Source organism: Nostoc sp., from assembly GCF_036917465.1.
Taxonomy (GTDB): domain Bacteria; phylum Cyanobacteriota; class Cyanobacteriia; order Cyanobacteriales; family Nostocaceae; genus Nostoc.
The window spans coordinates 26,012-41,472 of the sequence record NZ_JBALDL010000082.1 but is presented as its reverse complement, the minus strand read 5'-3'; the positions used below and the strand labels follow the sequence as shown (position 1 = coordinate 41,472).

The window sequence follows — 15,461 nt, the reverse complement described above, 5'->3', positions numbered from 1 at the left end:
GCAGGGTGAGGTTTTATATTTAGGCTATGGTGTACACACAAGTTATCGAATCACTCTACCAGTCCTTGAATTACCCCACCCTAACCCTCCCCTTAGAAAGGTGAGGGAAAGAAATTCTCTTGTTTCCCACCTTTCCAAGGGGGGATTAAGGGGGGTAATTAGACTTGTGTGTACAACCATAGCCTTAGTAAGGAGAGGGAAGCCGGAGGCAGGGTGAGGTTTTATATTTAGGCTATGGTGTACACACAAGTTATCGAATCACTCTACCAGTCCTTGAATTACCCCACCCTAACCCTCCCCTTATAAAGGTGAGGGAAAGAAATTCTCTTGTTTCCCACCTTTCCAAGGGGGGATTAAGGGGGGTAATTAGACTTGTGTGTACACCATAGCCTTAGTAAGGAGAGGGAAGCCGGAGGCAGGGTGAGGTTTTATATTTAATTTGACCCACTTACTTACTTAGAAGTCTCCTAACATAACAGACCGATGCATTGGCATAACAGACCGATGTATTAACATAACAGGTCGATGCATTAGCATAACAGACCGATGTATTAACATAACAGGTCGATGCATTGGCATAACAGACCGATGTATTAACATAACAAGTCGATGCATTGGCATAACAGACTGATGCAATACTAATTGGCAAGTAGTCTAATTGCGATCGCGCTCTGATTTAGTCCTCCTTTTGATCTTCTTCTTTGCCTCTAGCCTTTAAAAACGGCCTCTCTGGGGGACGCTACGCAAACCGTGGAATGCACCTACTCTGCGGGAACGCCTAAAGGCGAATTTGTGAGACAAAAAAATATTTATGCAAGAGGTCTATTGTGAATGCATCTTGCGGAGTATATTTCAAAGCACACCTTAGTTAGAGTCTTTGTGCCAGATTCTCGTGCTATTATTCGGCTCATTCCTGTTGTTACTTGTAGGAGACAATTATGGAAATCAGTAGACGCAGCTTGTTAAAAACTGCTTCCGCTTCGGGATTAGTAGCAGCAGGACTTGCAGTTTCAGAAGGATTTTTGCAGCCGCTTCTCGCCCAAACAGAACCAATTGATGAAAAGACTCAACTGCTAACTCAAAATTCAGCCATTTCAACTCGACGCGGCGAAATGTTGTATCGCAACCTTGGACGCACCGGAGAAAAAGTATCTGTAATTGGCTTAGGTGGATTTCACATTGGGAGTATTAAAGAAGAACAAGAAAGTATCAAGCTAATCCGCAGTGCGATCGATCGCGGCATTAACTTTATGGATAACTCTTGGGACTATCACAATGGACGTAGCCATCGATGGATGGGAAATGCTCTTAAAAATGGTTATCGCCAAAAAGTTTTCCTAATGACCAAAATCGATGGTCGTAGTAAAAGTGCTGCCAAAATGCAAATTGATGAATCGCTCAAAGATTTACAAGTCGATCATATTGATTTAATGCAGCATCATGAAATACTGCGCTTTGAAGACCCCGATCGGGTTTTTGCTCCTGGCGGCGCGATGGAAGCAGTTGTTGAAGCGCAGAAGGCGGGCAAAATTCGCTATATCGGCTTCACAGGACATAAGAATCCCCTGATTCATCTTCAGATGTTAGAAACTGCTGCACAAAATGGTTTCCACTTTGACACTGTACAGATGCCTTTAAATGTGATGGATGCCCATTTTAGAAGTTTTGAACAGCAGGTTTTACCTGTGTTAGTGAAAAACAATATTGGTGTGTTGGGAATGAAATCCATCGGTGAGTCTTACATTCTTAGAAGCAATACTGTCAGTGCGATCGAGTGCCTACATTATGCAATGAATTTGCCAACATCAGTTGTAATTACAGGCATCGATAGCATGGAAATTTTAGACCAGGCGTTTGAGGCAGTTCGCACCTTTAAGCCAATGGATCAAGCACAAGTTACAGCCCTGTTAGCGCGTACCCGTGATGCAGCAGCTAAAGGGCAGTATGAACGATATAAGACCACAACCCAAAATGATAGTACAGCGATGAATCCAGCTTATTTAGGGTAAATATTAATCTTATGTACAACTATTTTTTTATGCAAACAGCGATGTCTATGACGGGCTACGCCTAAGCAATTTTCCAAGTGTGGGTACATCGATTTGATGCGTTACACACATCCTCTCAAAATTAATTTTTGTCTCACTTGAAAAGCTTTGGAGTTAGAAGCAAGAGTAACTATTGAATCATAACTACAAATTCTTAAATAAAACCTGGAGGCGATCGCAACTCAATTAACAAAAATTTGGTGTGGCGTGATTACAACTCGTCATCAAAATCGTAGCGATTGCACCCAACTAAACGATCGCTACGATTCTGATTACAAAATACAGGTTTATCCAAGGAAAACATTGATTATGCCTACCTTAAAAATATTTTCTACTGGTTTAGTAGCGATCGCTTTATCTGTGGCGGGTGGTTGCACACCAACTACTCAACAATCTCAAAATACATCAGAAGTTCCACCTGCTCAGTCTGTGCAAGCAACCGAGAGTCCATCACCAACCGCTTCACCAACAACATCAGGGCAAAATACCCTCAGTTCTTCAGACAGACAGTTTGTCACCGAAGCGGCTCAAGGTGGTTTAGCAGAAGTCCAACTAGGACGACTCGCATCACAACGGGGAACTAGCAAGGCAGTCAAACAGTATGGACAGCAGATGGTTAAAGATCATACCCAGGTGAACAATCAACTCAAACAGTTGGCGGTTCAAAAAGGTGTTACGCTGCCAACTACTATCGGCAGCAAAAATCAGCAAGTGAAGCAACGCTTGTCCCAGCTTTCTGGTAGTAAGTTCGATCGCCAATATCTAAATCAGATGCTTCAAGATCATCAAAAGGATGTCGCAGCATTTCAAAAAGAAGCTGAACAGGGACAAGATACAGACGTGAAAGCATTTGCGGCTCAAGCGCTACCAACCCTCCAACAACACCTGCAAGAGGTTAGTTCGATTGTTAATCCGGGAAATACAAACGGTAGACCAACTTCAACTAGCAGCCCAATTCCAACCAGTACCCCGTAATTATGATATCCGGCAAATCACACGTAGTTAGTTAATTGCAAGTAAAACGGCGTTATTGCAGAGTAGGGAAGTAATCTCTACTCTGCAATAACGCTAAGAGCGAACAATCGCAATCACAATTATTTAAACGGACAAGTAATCGGACAAAAATATTTACAGTTATTGCGAGCCTTGGCGAAGAAAGGGATTACGCTCGATTTGCAATGGCATTGTGTAATTAATTCTGTCTGACTACTTAGAAAATCTCAAATTTTATCATTAAGGAACCACGATGTCTGAATTGTTTAAAGGAGAATTTTCTCGTCGTCAGATTCTAACTACTGCTGGATTAGGAGCGATTTCAGCCGCCGCCCTTGGTAGTATAGGCGAAGAAGTTGCTGCTCAACAACCGAATCAGCAAGCCACCCCACGCGGAGGTTCTTTACCGCCTCAGATTCAGTTTCCGCCCATCTCAGAAAAGACTGAGGTCGATACAGGTGGGCCACCGACTGCATTATCCCCAGAGCGACGCTTGGGATTTGCGATCGTTGGACTCGGCAGACTGACATTAGAAGAAATCATGCCTGCGTTTGCAGAATGTAAGCTAGCAAAGCCAACTGCATTAGTTAGTGGCGATGCTGCCAAAGCAAATCTTGTTGCTCAACAGTATGGCATTAAACCGCAGAATGTCTACAACTATCAAAATTACGACAATCTCCGCAACAATTCAGAAGTTGATGTGATCTATATAGTACTGCCCAACAGTATGCACCGGGAATATACGGTGCGTGGTGCGAAAGCCGGGAAGCATATTTTGTGTGAAAAGCCAATGGCTACAACCGTGGAAGATTGTCAACAGATGATCGATGCGTGCAAACAAAGCGATCGCAAGTTGATGATCGCTTATCGCTGCCAATATGAGCCACACCATCGCGCCATGATTCAGATGATCCGCAGCAAAGAATTGGGAACCATTAAGGTAATTCAGGCAGATAACGGACAAAACCAGGGCGGCGATTTAAACCAGTGGCGATTGAAACGCGCTCTAGCTGGAGGTGGATCTTTACCAGATGTAGGAATTTATTGTTTGAATGCAACTCGCTATTTGACAGGAGAAGAACCGATCGCAATTAGCGCCCAAACTTTCAGCACTCCTGGCGATCCACGCTTCAAAGAAGTGGAAGAAAGCGTTACCTTTCAACTGCGGTTTCCCAGTGGAGTGCTAGCTATTTGCTCCACTAGCTACGGCTTTCACGAGGGGCGGCGGTTTCGTGTCTTCGGCTCCGATGCTTGGGGACAACTAGATCCGGCATTTTCTTACAACGGTTTGCGGATGATGGTTTCGCGCAAATCGCCAACCAATAGTATGGCAGAAAACATTAGTGAAGTGCGGATAGGTGAAAAAAATCAGTTTGCTTTAGAAATTGACCACATGGCAGATTGTGTGATTGGGAATAAGCAACCTCATACACCTGGGGAAGAAGGTTTGCAAGACCAAAGACTAATAGCCGTGATTTACGAAGCCGCACAAACAGGCAAAACGATCGCTCTACCTCGTGTGTCGGGGCTAGATACCACTCGTGGCCCCGCTCCTCGAATGCTGAAGTAGATAGGTGCATATAGCAGCCATGACAACCTCTGCTTGGAGTCCGCTCCCTAAATCTTTGTTTTGCGATCGCCCCATTGCCTCAATTGTCTCCAAATATTGACGGCTGGATGGAGGACACACCCGAAGCTTGGCTAATGACTTCTCTTAGCACCTCTTTGCTTTTAGGTTCAAACTTACATGCTATAAACAATCAAATGAACGAATTACAAGCAATCTTAGAAGGTTTCAAGTCCAGTCAAAAAAGTGGTGAAATTGCTTTCCTTGCGACTGTAGTTAAAACTCAAGGTTCAACCTATCGCCGACCGGGTGCTAAAATGCTGATCACAAATACAGGTCGGATGATTGGCACAATTAGCGCTGGTTGCTTAGAGAACGACGTATTTGAGTATACTAAACAACGAATGTCGGACGGCAAACCAATTGTTGTTACTTACGATCACACCGCCTCGGAAGATATTCTTTGGGGCTTTGGTTTAGGGTGCAATGGGATAGTGCAAGTTCTCATCGAACGGCTTGAGACAGAAAACACACTCAATGCGATCGCTTTTACACAAGAGTGCTTTCATCAAAAACATTTGGGTATTATTGCTACAGTCTTTGCTTCTGAAGGCGGGTTAGATGTGAAACTTGGGTCGCGCTTACTACTGTATCCAAACGGTAAAATTGTCACTGACATTCAAGAGCCAAATTTAATTAAATCTCTGAGTGCAGATACTCAAGTAGCCTTTGCTAATCAAAAGTCAAGTGTAAACAACTATCAGTTATCTTTAGGTAATGTAGAAGTTTTCATCGAAGTCATCCAACCGCCCACACCTTTAGTAATATTTGGTGCAGGTTATGACGCTTTACCAGTAGCCCAGTTTGCTCAAGCATTAGGTTGGGACGTGACTGTAGTCGATTGTCGAGCTAATGAGGCCACTAGAGCGCGATTTCCTCAGCCTTGTGATGTGATTCTTAGCAATGGAGAGATTTTACATAAACAGGTTCTTATAGACGATCGCACCGTAGCTGTAGTGATGACCCATAATTATCTTGACGATCTAGAAATTTTAAAGATGATCCTTCCATCTCCTGCACGCTACATTGGCATTTTAGGGCCAAAGCATCGGACAGAAAAATTGCTTCAAGATTTATCAACCCAAGGAATAGTTTTTACCAGCGAACAATTGAATAGGTTCTATAGTCCTGTTGGTATTGATATTGGCGCAGATACACCACAAGAAATAGCGATCGCCATCATTGCAGAAATTCAAGCAGTACTGACAAACCGCAAGAGTAATTTTTTAAAATATCGGAATCAACCAATTCATCAAAGTTATCAAAGCAACTGCAATCTGTTATTAGCGACATAGTATTTATCTGTTATGGTATCAATCACCGAGCAAATAGAAACTGAAACATCAAGCATAGCTATTATTATTCTGGCGGCGGGTGCATCTACCCGTATGGGTACACCAAAACAACTGTTGCTTTATCAGGGACGGAGTTTTGTACATCACATTGCAGAAATTGCGATCGCTTCAGTTTGCAAACCTGTAGTAATAGTACTTGGAGCAAATGCAGAACAGATTTATCCCCAAATTAAGCAGCTTCCCGTTCAAGTAGCTAAGAACCCGGATTGGGCTTGTGGAATGAGTGCTTCCATCAAAAGCGGTCTGGAATTATTAAATAATCTTCCGCAAAAAATAGAAGCAGTAGTTATTACACTTTGCGATCAGCCATTCGTTTCTACCCAAATTATCAATCAACTAGTTGATGCATATTATTCGAGCCAAAAACCAATCATTGCTTGCGAATATGCAGGGACATTAGGTGTACCTGCTCTATTTAGCCAAAGATTTTTTTCAGAACTTGCTACTTTGCAAGAGACTTCAGGAGCAAAGAAAGTTATTAATAATAATCTCAATGAAGTATTTCCTCTTCAGTTTCCTCTAGGGAATATCGATATTGATACACCAAAAGATTACGAACAATTGCTATTAATAACTAAAGTAACTGATGAAGTTCAGGTCAATGTAAGTCCTTAACTTAAGAGGTTGTTTGAAAAGTAGTTTGCTATAATTTTAATCACATTCTTACCCCCCTTAATCCCCCCTTGTAAAGTGGGGGAAACAAGAAAAATCCGGTTCCCTCCCCTTTATAAGGGGAGGGTTAGGGTGGGGTAAAAAATATTTGATACATCAATCATGACTTTTCAAACAACCTCTAAGGAAGCTTCCCATCCAAAATAAAGTTAGATATCCGCTATGCCTAAAGATACACGCTTTTTGGTAGTAGTTTATGTGAATCTCAATTGGGGAAAGTAGTTATTTTGAATCAGGGATTATGCCACAATACTTTGGACAATTACATACAACGGAAGCACCTTGGTCAATCCTGGGAGCAGTACAAGCAATACAACAGAATGAGCGCCATATCCTCTTGCAGTGCGGCGACCCCTGTCTAATAGTTAGTGTGCTAGCAGCAAACTTAATTCGGGTACGGATGACCCCAAGTGGTGAATTTCTCTCTAGGCGATCGTGGGCAGTGGCACAAGCGGATGAAGAATGGCCTGCTGTGCCTTTTGAAGTTGAAGAAAAAGCAGAGACTATAGAAATTAAAACTGAGCAATTGTCTATTGTCGTGTCCCGCGATCCGTGCCGTATCCAGTTCTTTGACTCAGCAGGACAGCCCTTTGCTCACGATACAGACTTAGGCATGGGGTGGCGGACAGGGGAGGTTGCTGGCTGGAAACGAATTGAATCTGACGAACATTTCTATGGTTTTGGTGAACCAACTGGTTTATTAGATCAACGATCGAAAGTCAAAACTAACTGGACATCAGATGCGATCGATTACGGCATCATGACAGACAGTATGTATCAGGCGATTCCCTTCTTCATCGCGTTGCGTCCGGGATTGGGATACGGGCTTTTTTTTAATACCACTTATTGGAGCCGATTTGATCTAGGCGCACAGCAGCCTGGAGTCTTGCAGATGGAAACTCAGGGAAGTGAACTAGATTACTACATTATTTATGGGCCTGAACCTGCAAAAATTATCCAGACTTACACCCAGCTAACTGGACGGATGCCCTTACCACCTCGATGGTCATTAGGTTATCACCAATGTCGCTGGAGTTATGAGTCACAAGATATAGTCAGCAAAATAGCTAACGAATTTCGTCAGCGTCGCATTCCCTGTGATGTTATCCATTTAGATATTGATTATATGAATAGCTACCGGGTCTTTACCTGGAGTCCGAAGCGATTTGCTAACCCTAAAGAATTAATCCAAAATCTTAAGCAAGATGGCTTTAAAGTAGTAACTATTGTTGATCCGGGAGTCAAATATGAGCCAGAAGCAGATTACAAAGTCTTTGACGAAGGATTAAAAAACAATTATTTTGTCCGAAAAACTAATGGTGAGTTATTTCACGGCTATGTTTGGCCAGATAAAGCTGTTTTTCCTGATTACCTAAATCCTGAAGTTAGAGATTGGTGGGGAAATTGGCAAAGCAGTCTAACTGATATTGGTGTTGCCGGCATCTGGAATGACATGAATGAACCCGCACTTGATGACCGTCCATTCGGCGACCCCGGTAACAAAATTTCCTTTCCTCTTGATACACCGCAGGGGCCAACTCATGAGAGAACCACCCACAAGGAAGCTCACAATCTTTATGGGCTAATGATGGCACAGGCATCTTATCAAGCAACTAAAATATCTCGTCCAACTGAACGCTCTTTTGTATTAACACGCTCTGGATATGCTGGTATTCAACGCTGGTCAGCTATATGGACAGGAGACAATCAATCTCTGTGGGAACACTTAGAAATGTCCATACCAATGCTGTGTAACCTGGGTTTATCGGGTGTTGCCTTTGTCGGTAGTGATATTGGGGGGTTTGCAGGGAACGCTACGGCAGAACTATTTGCGCGTTGGATGCAGCTAGGAATGCTTTATCCCCTGATGCGTGGGCATTCAGCATTAACTACTGCACAGCATGAGCCTTGGGTATTTGGCGATCGCATTGAAAAAATTTGCCGCGAGTATATTGAACTCCGTTATCAATTACTACCTTACATTTACACTCTTTTTTGGTTGGCTGCAACTACTGGCGCACCAATTCTTCGCCCACTTCTCTATCATTTCCCCAACGATCCCAAAACCTTTTCTCTCGCCGATCAAGTAATGCTAGGCCCTTCCTTACTAGCAGCACCAATTTACCGTCCAGGTGTTGAACATCGCGCCGTGTACTTACCTGAAGGTTGTTGGTTTGATTGGTGGAGTGGAGAGGAATTTACAGGGCCAACTCACATTCTTGCATTCGCACCACTGGAGAAAATGCCATTATATGTTCGTGCTGGCTCGATTATTGCGATCGCACCAGTAATGCAATATGTAGATGAACATCCCATAAACCAAATGCGGCTGCGAGTCTGGAAAGGTGTTGGTGAGTTTACTCTTTATGAAGATGATGGTTATACTTTTGAGTACCAAACAGGAGCCTTTTGCACCACAACTTACCGCGTTTATTCCGACCAGCAAACAACCATTGTTGAGATTGCAGCTAGAGAAGGCGAGTTTTCACCTGTAACCCGTGAAACCATTGTGGAACTAGTCGGCGTTGGTGAGCAGAGTTTTCTAGATGATGGTACTGCCCATCGTTTGGAATTTTCTACTTAGGCAGCACTTTTTTCAAGCGATCGCATAGCGGCATTCATGATAAATTAGGATAAAATTATTTTTGTCAATCGGTTAAAATACTCAAAAAATCTTAATAAAATCCGATGCGAAGAAGAGGCAATTATCCCTTACCTCTTGCTCACATTCGATTATCTTGACTTTCTTCTACTTTTAGCTCAATACAATTGAGTTAATACCAATTCTGTATGAAGATGCACATAATAAGTCCCCCCTTCACAAGGGGGGACGGCGTAGCCGGGGGGTAAATATATAAAGAAATGGTATAAACATTTTTCTCTTCTCTCTGAGTCCTCTGTGCCTCTGTGGTTTAATAAGGGACTTCCAAATAAAAAAAATACCCCACAAGATTGGGTAATTTATTTGTTGGAAGTCCCTAAACGGTTTTAACTTTAACCGAACCATATTGACTTTTAGCTGACTACAAAATTTACCAACTTTCCAGGCACAACAATTACCTTTTTAATCTCTTTGCCTTCGATATAACGCTGGGCAATTTCTGATTCACGGGCGTATTTCTCCAACGCTGCTTTATCTGCTTGTGCTGGTACTTGAATCGCACCGCGAGTTTTACCCATAACTTGAATCACCAAAGTAATTTCATCAGCTACCAAAGCCACAGGATCAAACGATGGCCAAGTTTGAGTGTGAACTGAATCACTTTCACCCAACAAATGCCACAATTCATCAGCAATGTGTGGTGCAAAGGGTGCAAGTAACATCACCAAAGTCCGAATCCCTTCTGCGTAAATTGGTGAATTTTTGTCGGCATCAGTTAAAGCATTACTCAACTTCATCAATTCGGAAATAGCTGTGTTGAATTGATATTCGTCTTCCAGGTCTTCCGTTACCGCTTGAATAGCCGTGTGAATCGCCCGCCGCAATTCTTTTTCTACCTTAGTTAAATCAGAGAGTTGAGCTTTTTTACGAGATACCCCAGCAGTAATATAATCTGTCACCAAACGCCAAACCCGATTTAAAAAGCGGGATTGGCCTTCCACATCGGCTTCATCCCATTCCAAATCTTTTTCTGGCGGCGCTTTGAACAAGATGAACATCCGCGCTGTGTCTACACCGTATTTGGCAATTACATCTTCTGGTGCTACACCGTTGCCCTTTGATTTAGACATCGTAGCGTAGAGACGTTGCAAAGGTTCACCCGTCTGAGGGTCGCGGGGGTCAGATGAATTTACCAGATTAGAAGGAATCCATTTATCTTTACCGCCCTTATTGGGGTTTAGGTAAGTTAAACCCTGTACCATCCCTTGAGTTAACAGACGTTGGAAAGGTTCATCAAAGTTCAGTAATCCTCTATCCCGCAGAACCTTAGTAACAAACCGCGAATACAACAAATGTAAAATCGCGTGTTCAATACCACCTACATACTGATTTACTGGCATCCAGTCATTAACTTTACTGGAATCAAAAACCTGTTGTTCATTTTTAGCATCAGGGAAGCGCAAGAAATACCACGAGGAATCAATAAAAGTATCCATCGTGTCAGTTTCTCGCTTCGCCGGAGTGCCGCAAGTTGGACAAGGCACATTTACCCAGCTTTCTAGTTGAGTCAAAGGTGAACCACCACGTCCAGTAAATTCCACCTCTTCTGGCAATTGGACTGGCAAATCTTTGTCAGGTACTGGCACTATCCCACAATTAGAACAGTGAATTACAGGTATCGGTGCGCCCCAGTAACGCTGCCGTGAAATTAACCAATCCCGCAAGCGATATTGCACCCGCACTTTCCCAAAACCTTGTTGTTCGGCGTATTTAATTATCGCTTGTTTAGCATCTACAGAAGCCATACCAGTAAAAGCCCCAGAATTAATTAAAATTCCTGGTTCAGTGTATGCCTGTTTATAGTCAACTTGGATGAGTTGTGATTCACCAATTTCTGATGCTGGAGTTAAGTCTAAACCTGCAATATCATCTGGGGAAGCGATGACAAAATTAATTGGTAAATCGTAATTATTAGCAAACTTAAAATCTCTGACATCGTGTGCTGGTACACCCATAACTGCCCCAGTACCATACTCATACAGTACATAGTCAGCAATCCAAATCGGCACTTCTTCCCCTGTAAACGGGTTAATTGCCACCCCACCTGTAGGGATACCCCGCTTAGGTTTGTCTTCAGAGGTACGTTCCAACTCACTTTGATTGGAAACCTCTTTAATAAATACTTCTACCGCAGCTTGTTGTTCTTTTGTGGTGACGTGCTTTGTTAAGGGATGTTCTGGTGCTAATACTAAGTAGCTGACACCATAAGCTGTATCTGGGCGGGTGGTATACACAGCGATTTTTTCATCTATCCCAACAATGGGAAATTCTAAATAAGCGCCTGTAGATTTACCAATCCAATTTGCCTGCATCAACTTGACCCGTTCTGGCCAACCTGTCAACTTATCCAAGTCATTGAGCAATTCTTCGGCGTAGTCGGTAATCTTAAAAAACCACTGCCGCAACAATTTGCGCTCAACTATTGCACCACTGCGCCAAGAACGCCCTTCGTTATCAACTTGCTCATTTGCCAATACAGTTTGGTCAATAGGATCCCAGTTTACGGCTGCTTCTTTTTGGTAAGCTAACCCTGCTTGCAAAAACTGCAAGAAAATCCATTGTGTCCACTTGTAATAATCTGGTGAACAGGTAGCCAGTTCACATTCCCAATCAATGGATAAACCAAGACGCTGCAATTGCTGCCGCATCTGGGCAATATTTTGATAAGTCCACTTTGCTGGCGGTACACCACGGTCAATGGCGGCATTTTCTGCTGGCAAACCAAAGGCATCCCACCCCATTGGGTGTATTACCCGATACCCTTGCATTCGCTTGAGGCGGGCAATCACGTCGCTAATCGTATAATTACGGACATGACCCATGTGTAGGCTGCCAGATGGATAAGGGAACATGGATAAAGCGTAAAATTTTGGCTTTTTACTAGCTGAAGGTGTCTTATCTAAGCCAAGTTCTACCCATGTTTTTTGCCATTTTTCCTCAATTGCTGCTGGGTTATATCGGGAATCCACCAAAAACTCTCCTAATGGGTCTGTCTAGGTTAACCTGCTATGTCAACCTATTAGATTAACCTATATTGTAGGTCAACTAATCACAGATTTATATAATGAAGCATCAGCCAAATTATGCCTGAACTGCTAGTGTTTCAGGTATGGCAAGAATCATTTCGATAAACGTGTTAGATGCTTGAATCAAATATAAAATTTTCTGATTTGGTGCGGGTTTTTGTCTATGGCACGCTAAAACCAGGTGAAGCTAACTATAAAAAATACTGTGCTGGCAAGGTAGTTGATCTTAAAAGAGCTTTTGTAGAAGGTAAATTGTTTGCTTTGCCAATGGGCTACCCAGCAATGACGCTAGGGGATGGACAAGTTTACGGATATTTACTTTCTTTTTCTAACCCAAGGATTTTAAATGAGCTAGATATACTCGAAAATTGCCAGCCCACTAGACAAGCATCAGAAAACCTCTATAATCGTCAAATTATCGAGGTTTATGAACCAAAGTCGCTTTCTCTGGGTTGGGCTTGGGTTTATTTCATGACTCTAGAGCGAGTTGAGCAATTAGGAGGATTCCTCCAACCTGACGGTTGGTGGAGTGGCTGTGGTTTAACCGCAAAGTACAGTTATGTTCTTTGAACTGTTAATGCGATTAGTTTATGTCCTGTTTTGGATCTTGGCCTTGCGGTTGTATTGGATAGGTTGGATTTTCTCGAGGAGCTACTGCTGCTTTAGGAATTTCAATAACTGGGTTATTTAGTCCCACCATCAAAGGAGAAGGTGGAATTATAGACGCTGAGGAAGTTTGAATCGGCTCTTTTTGTGGTCGTTGCGCCAGTTGCGGCACATTCAAACCACCAGATACTAAGCTAGATACTGCACCGATTACACAAGCAGCAACGGCTGCACCTCCCGCCATCCAGTTTAAACGGGAACGGCGGCGCAAACGTGTCAATACTTGCTGAACTGTTGCTTCTGTTGACTCCTGGGCTGCGGGCACTGGGAGAGTCCGCAAGCCTTGGCGCAGCTTTAACAGTCGGGCATACAAGCATTGAACGGGGGCATCATTTGCCAGCCATTCTTCTACTTGCTTGCGCTCAGGGGCTGTGACTTCACCATCAAGATAAGCACTCAATAACTCGAAGCGATCGCGCTTCACCATATCCATAAGACCCGTTGATTCATTGGTATGCTTGGCCATTCCATCTGGAAAATCTTGAGGAAGTTGCAAAGAAGAACGGTCGTAAAACTGAGAATCAGTAGTCATCTTAACATTATTACCAATTCATACACGGTTAAACTGGGCGGGAATTTCGGGAAAATTAGCCATTTTTCCTTCTTAAGGGAGAAGCGATCTACGTCTTTATGGTAATTCTTAATCTATGCTTAAATTCTGTCATTGGGCAGAGGCAAGATCCTGTAAATTATGAGTCTAGATAATTCTGCAAGTGAGCTTGCAGTCTCGATCTAGCTCTGGCTATCCTTGACTTCACAGTTCCCAAAGAAACTCCAGTGATTTCAGCAATTTCTTCATAAGCCATACCCTCGATTTCTCTCAGGACAATGGTAGTACGAAAAACTTCTGGTAAATCCGCGATCGCTTCCCGCAATTGCTCGTAAAATTCTCTCGTTGTCAGTTCTTCTTCAGGGCCTGGGGTATCGCCGGCGATTTCCCAATCCATCTCGCCATCCTCTAACGAGCGGGGAGCATCCAGTGACAAAGGACTAACAACCCGCTTGCGTTTCCGCAACTCATCGTAAAACAAGTTGGTGGCAATGCGGCTTAACCAGCCCCGAAATTTAGCAGGCTCTTGTAATCGGTTAATATTCCGATACACTCGAATCCAAACTTCTTGAGCTAAATCGGCTCTGTCAGACCAATCTGGAGCTAGGTGGTATAGAACTCTATCAACCTGACTTTGATAGCGGCGTAATAATTCTGAAAACGCAACACGATCTGGCCGCAGTCCCGCTTGACAGCGCAAAATTAAATCGTGGTTAGGGAGTTTGTCAACTTGCACTGATGCTTCTGGATACTTTGCATCAACCGTTGACCAGGATACAGTAATCGACTGACTCATAGATCGTACTGGCTCTAAATCATCCCTATCTATTAGACCTGCTAATGGAACAGAAGTTCCATGCTAAGGTGACGGATTTATGACTGGAACACGGAAGCAGACAATTTTGGATACATTTGTAGCAATAAGGAGAACCACTTTTTCCTTATACTGCTGGCATAGTTGCCTAAGACTCATCAACTAACAAAGGCGCAGCAATATGCATATTTTAGTACTTTTAGCAACTGGGTATATACGCTTGATAAAAATAATTAAATCTGGTTATTAAGAATGAAGATAAAAATTTTGTACTTCTAACTTCTTGATACCTTTAAAATTCAGGTAATAATTTTTGGGAGTTCGGTTGCTGCGGTTACTATAATGGTGATTTATTTTTTTGATTTTGTGACCAAAATAGTTGCTGATTGTTCTAGCTGTGACCCATAAGTAGCACCAGTGTTATGTTGCTCTGGTATGCGAACTTGAAAAAACAAATTCAGGGAAAATGTAATTGTGACTGCTAGCAATAGTTTTTCAAACATGATTTTTCTCCCACCTACACCACTACTCATTGAGTGCTACATTGCAAAAGTTCCGCCAGAAAGTCCAAGTATTGGCTTACAACCCCCAGAACTTTGGAGAAATGAGGTTGCTTACTTGGAGTTCTGTTTCTTGGACAATTTGCATAGTCTTAGTTTGCCCAGAGGTGTTGGCAGATTTATATCGGAAATGATAAGTATTGATAAATTTTTGATAATCGGATGATGAACCCATCCAAATGCTCGGCTGGATATGTCAGGGATAAACAATAGGCGATGGCAATGGTAAGAAACGAATCTGTAGGGCGGATGGTAATGTTGCTCTGTTTTGGCACAGCGTTTTTATCTTTAGCTGTCCATTGGCGGATTACTACAGCACAACGGCAGTTTGAAAAGTCTGCATCTACTTCGATGCGGCGAAATTACACCCTCACTAATCCGAAAGGAAGCCGCTCAGAGGGAGTCTACAAAAATCTGTCACAAGTGAGTTTAGGGGAAATTGCGCTGGGTGCATCTATGACACCTGATGAAGTAGCCCAAGGCTCAAC

The 15,461-nt window shown here is 42.9% G+C and carries 12 protein-coding genes; 8 read left to right on the top strand and 4 right to left on the bottom strand.

Annotation, left to right across the window (positions count from 1 at the left end; all coding sequences use genetic code 11):
* Positions 1-938: 938 nt before the first annotated feature.
* The 6 genes from V7K38_RS19645 to V7K38_RS19620 all read left to right on the top strand — a co-directional run bounded on the left by V7K38_RS19645 (position 939) and on the right by V7K38_RS19620 (position 9,279).
* On the top strand, positions 939-2,009 hold the full coding sequence (locus tag V7K38_RS19645; RefSeq protein WP_334860071.1) for an aldo/keto reductase: 1,071 nt from the start codon (positions 939-941) through the stop codon (positions 2,007-2,009).
* Positions 2,010-2,255: 246 nt separating this feature from the next.
* Complete coding sequence (locus V7K38_RS19640; protein ID WP_334860070.1) at positions 2,256-3,023, top strand: DUF4142 domain-containing protein; 768 nt, start codon at positions 2,256-2,258, stop codon at positions 3,021-3,023.
* A 271-nt stretch (positions 3,024-3,294) separates the two neighbouring features.
* Positions 3,295-4,611 (top strand): Gfo/Idh/MocA family protein, encoded by a 1,317-nt coding sequence (locus tag V7K38_RS19635; RefSeq protein ID WP_334860069.1) that lies wholly within the window; start codon positions 3,295-3,297, stop codon positions 4,609-4,611.
* A 74-nt stretch (positions 4,612-4,685) separates the two neighbouring features.
* On the top strand, positions 4,686-5,963 hold the full coding sequence (locus V7K38_RS19630) for an XdhC family protein (RefSeq protein WP_334860068.1): 1,278 nt from the start codon (positions 4,686-4,688) through the stop codon (positions 5,961-5,963).
* Positions 5,964-5,975: 12 nt separating this feature from the next.
* Positions 5,976-6,638, top strand: coding sequence for a nucleotidyltransferase family protein (locus tag V7K38_RS19625; protein WP_334860067.1), 663 nt, complete (start codon positions 5,976-5,978; stop codon positions 6,636-6,638).
* A gap of 298 nt (positions 6,639-6,936) precedes the next feature.
* Positions 6,937-9,279 (top strand): glycoside hydrolase family 31 protein, encoded by a 2,343-nt coding sequence (locus tag V7K38_RS19620; RefSeq protein ID WP_334860066.1) that lies wholly within the window; start codon positions 6,937-6,939, stop codon positions 9,277-9,279.
* 431 nt (positions 9,280-9,710) lie between these two features.
* Here V7K38_RS19620 and leuS read toward each other — a convergent pair whose 3' ends face one another.
* Positions 9,711-12,326: a leucine--tRNA ligase gene (gene leuS, locus V7K38_RS19615; RefSeq protein WP_334860065.1), complete on the bottom strand. Its 2,616-nt coding sequence runs from the start codon at positions 12,324-12,326 to the stop codon at positions 9,711-9,713.
* A 171-nt stretch (positions 12,327-12,497) separates the two neighbouring features.
* Between leuS and V7K38_RS19610 the strand changes: the two genes are divergently transcribed.
* Positions 12,498-12,953 carry a gamma-glutamylcyclotransferase family protein gene (locus tag V7K38_RS19610; RefSeq protein ID WP_334860064.1) on the top strand — a complete coding sequence of 152 codons (456 nt, stop codon included), beginning with the start codon at positions 12,498-12,500 and terminating at the stop codon, positions 12,951-12,953.
* Between the two features lie 13 nt (positions 12,954-12,966).
* On the opposite strand, the gene V7K38_RS19605 is transcribed toward V7K38_RS19610, so the two are convergent.
* From V7K38_RS19605 to V7K38_RS19595, 3 genes are all read right to left on the bottom strand, one after another.
* Positions 12,967-13,581, bottom strand: a complete 615-nt coding sequence (locus V7K38_RS19605; protein WP_334860062.1) for an anti-sigma factor family protein — start codon at positions 13,579-13,581, stop codon at positions 12,967-12,969.
* A gap of 157 nt (positions 13,582-13,738) precedes the next feature.
* Positions 13,739-14,395, bottom strand: coding sequence for a sigma-70 family RNA polymerase sigma factor (locus V7K38_RS19600; RefSeq protein ID WP_114082966.1), 657 nt, complete (start codon positions 14,393-14,395; stop codon positions 13,739-13,741).
* Between the two features lie 368 nt (positions 14,396-14,763).
* Entirely contained in the window at positions 14,764-14,916 is a 153-nt protein-coding gene (locus V7K38_RS19595) for a hypothetical protein (protein WP_334860061.1), read from the bottom strand.
* A gap of 29 nt (positions 14,917-14,945) precedes the next feature.
* Between V7K38_RS19595 and V7K38_RS19590 the strand changes: the two genes are divergently transcribed.
* Positions 14,946-15,107 (top strand): hypothetical protein, encoded by a 162-nt coding sequence (locus tag V7K38_RS19590; protein ID WP_334860060.1) that lies wholly within the window; start codon positions 14,946-14,948, stop codon positions 15,105-15,107.
* The last annotated feature ends 354 nt before the right edge of the window (positions 15,108-15,461 follow it).

Bases quoted from the DNA above. Each gene is read 5' to 3' on its own strand.
- V7K38_RS19605 (WP_334860062.1), bottom strand. From the start codon at position 13,581: ATGACTACTGATTCTCAGTTTTACGACCGTTCTTCTTTGCAACTTCCT.
- V7K38_RS19600 (WP_114082966.1), bottom strand. From the start codon at position 14,395: ATGAGTCAGTCGATTACTGTATCCTGGTCAACGGTTGATGCAAAGTAT.
- V7K38_RS19610 (WP_334860064.1), top strand. From the start codon at position 12,498: ATGCTTGAATCAAATATAAAATTTTCTGATTTGGTGCGGGTTTTTGTC.
- V7K38_RS19645 (WP_334860071.1), top strand. From the start codon at position 939: ATGGAAATCAGTAGACGCAGCTTGTTAAAAACTGCTTCCGCTTCGGGA.
- V7K38_RS19625 (WP_334860067.1), top strand. From the start codon at position 5,976: ATGGTATCAATCACCGAGCAAATAGAAACTGAAACATCAAGCATAGCT.
- V7K38_RS19595 (WP_334860061.1), bottom strand. From the start codon at position 14,916: ATGTTTGAAAAACTATTGCTAGCAGTCACAATTACATTTTCCCTGAAT.
- V7K38_RS19635 (WP_334860069.1), top strand. From the start codon at position 3,295: ATGTCTGAATTGTTTAAAGGAGAATTTTCTCGTCGTCAGATTCTAACT.
- V7K38_RS19620 (WP_334860066.1), top strand. From the start codon at position 6,937: ATGCCACAATACTTTGGACAATTACATACAACGGAAGCACCTTGGTCA.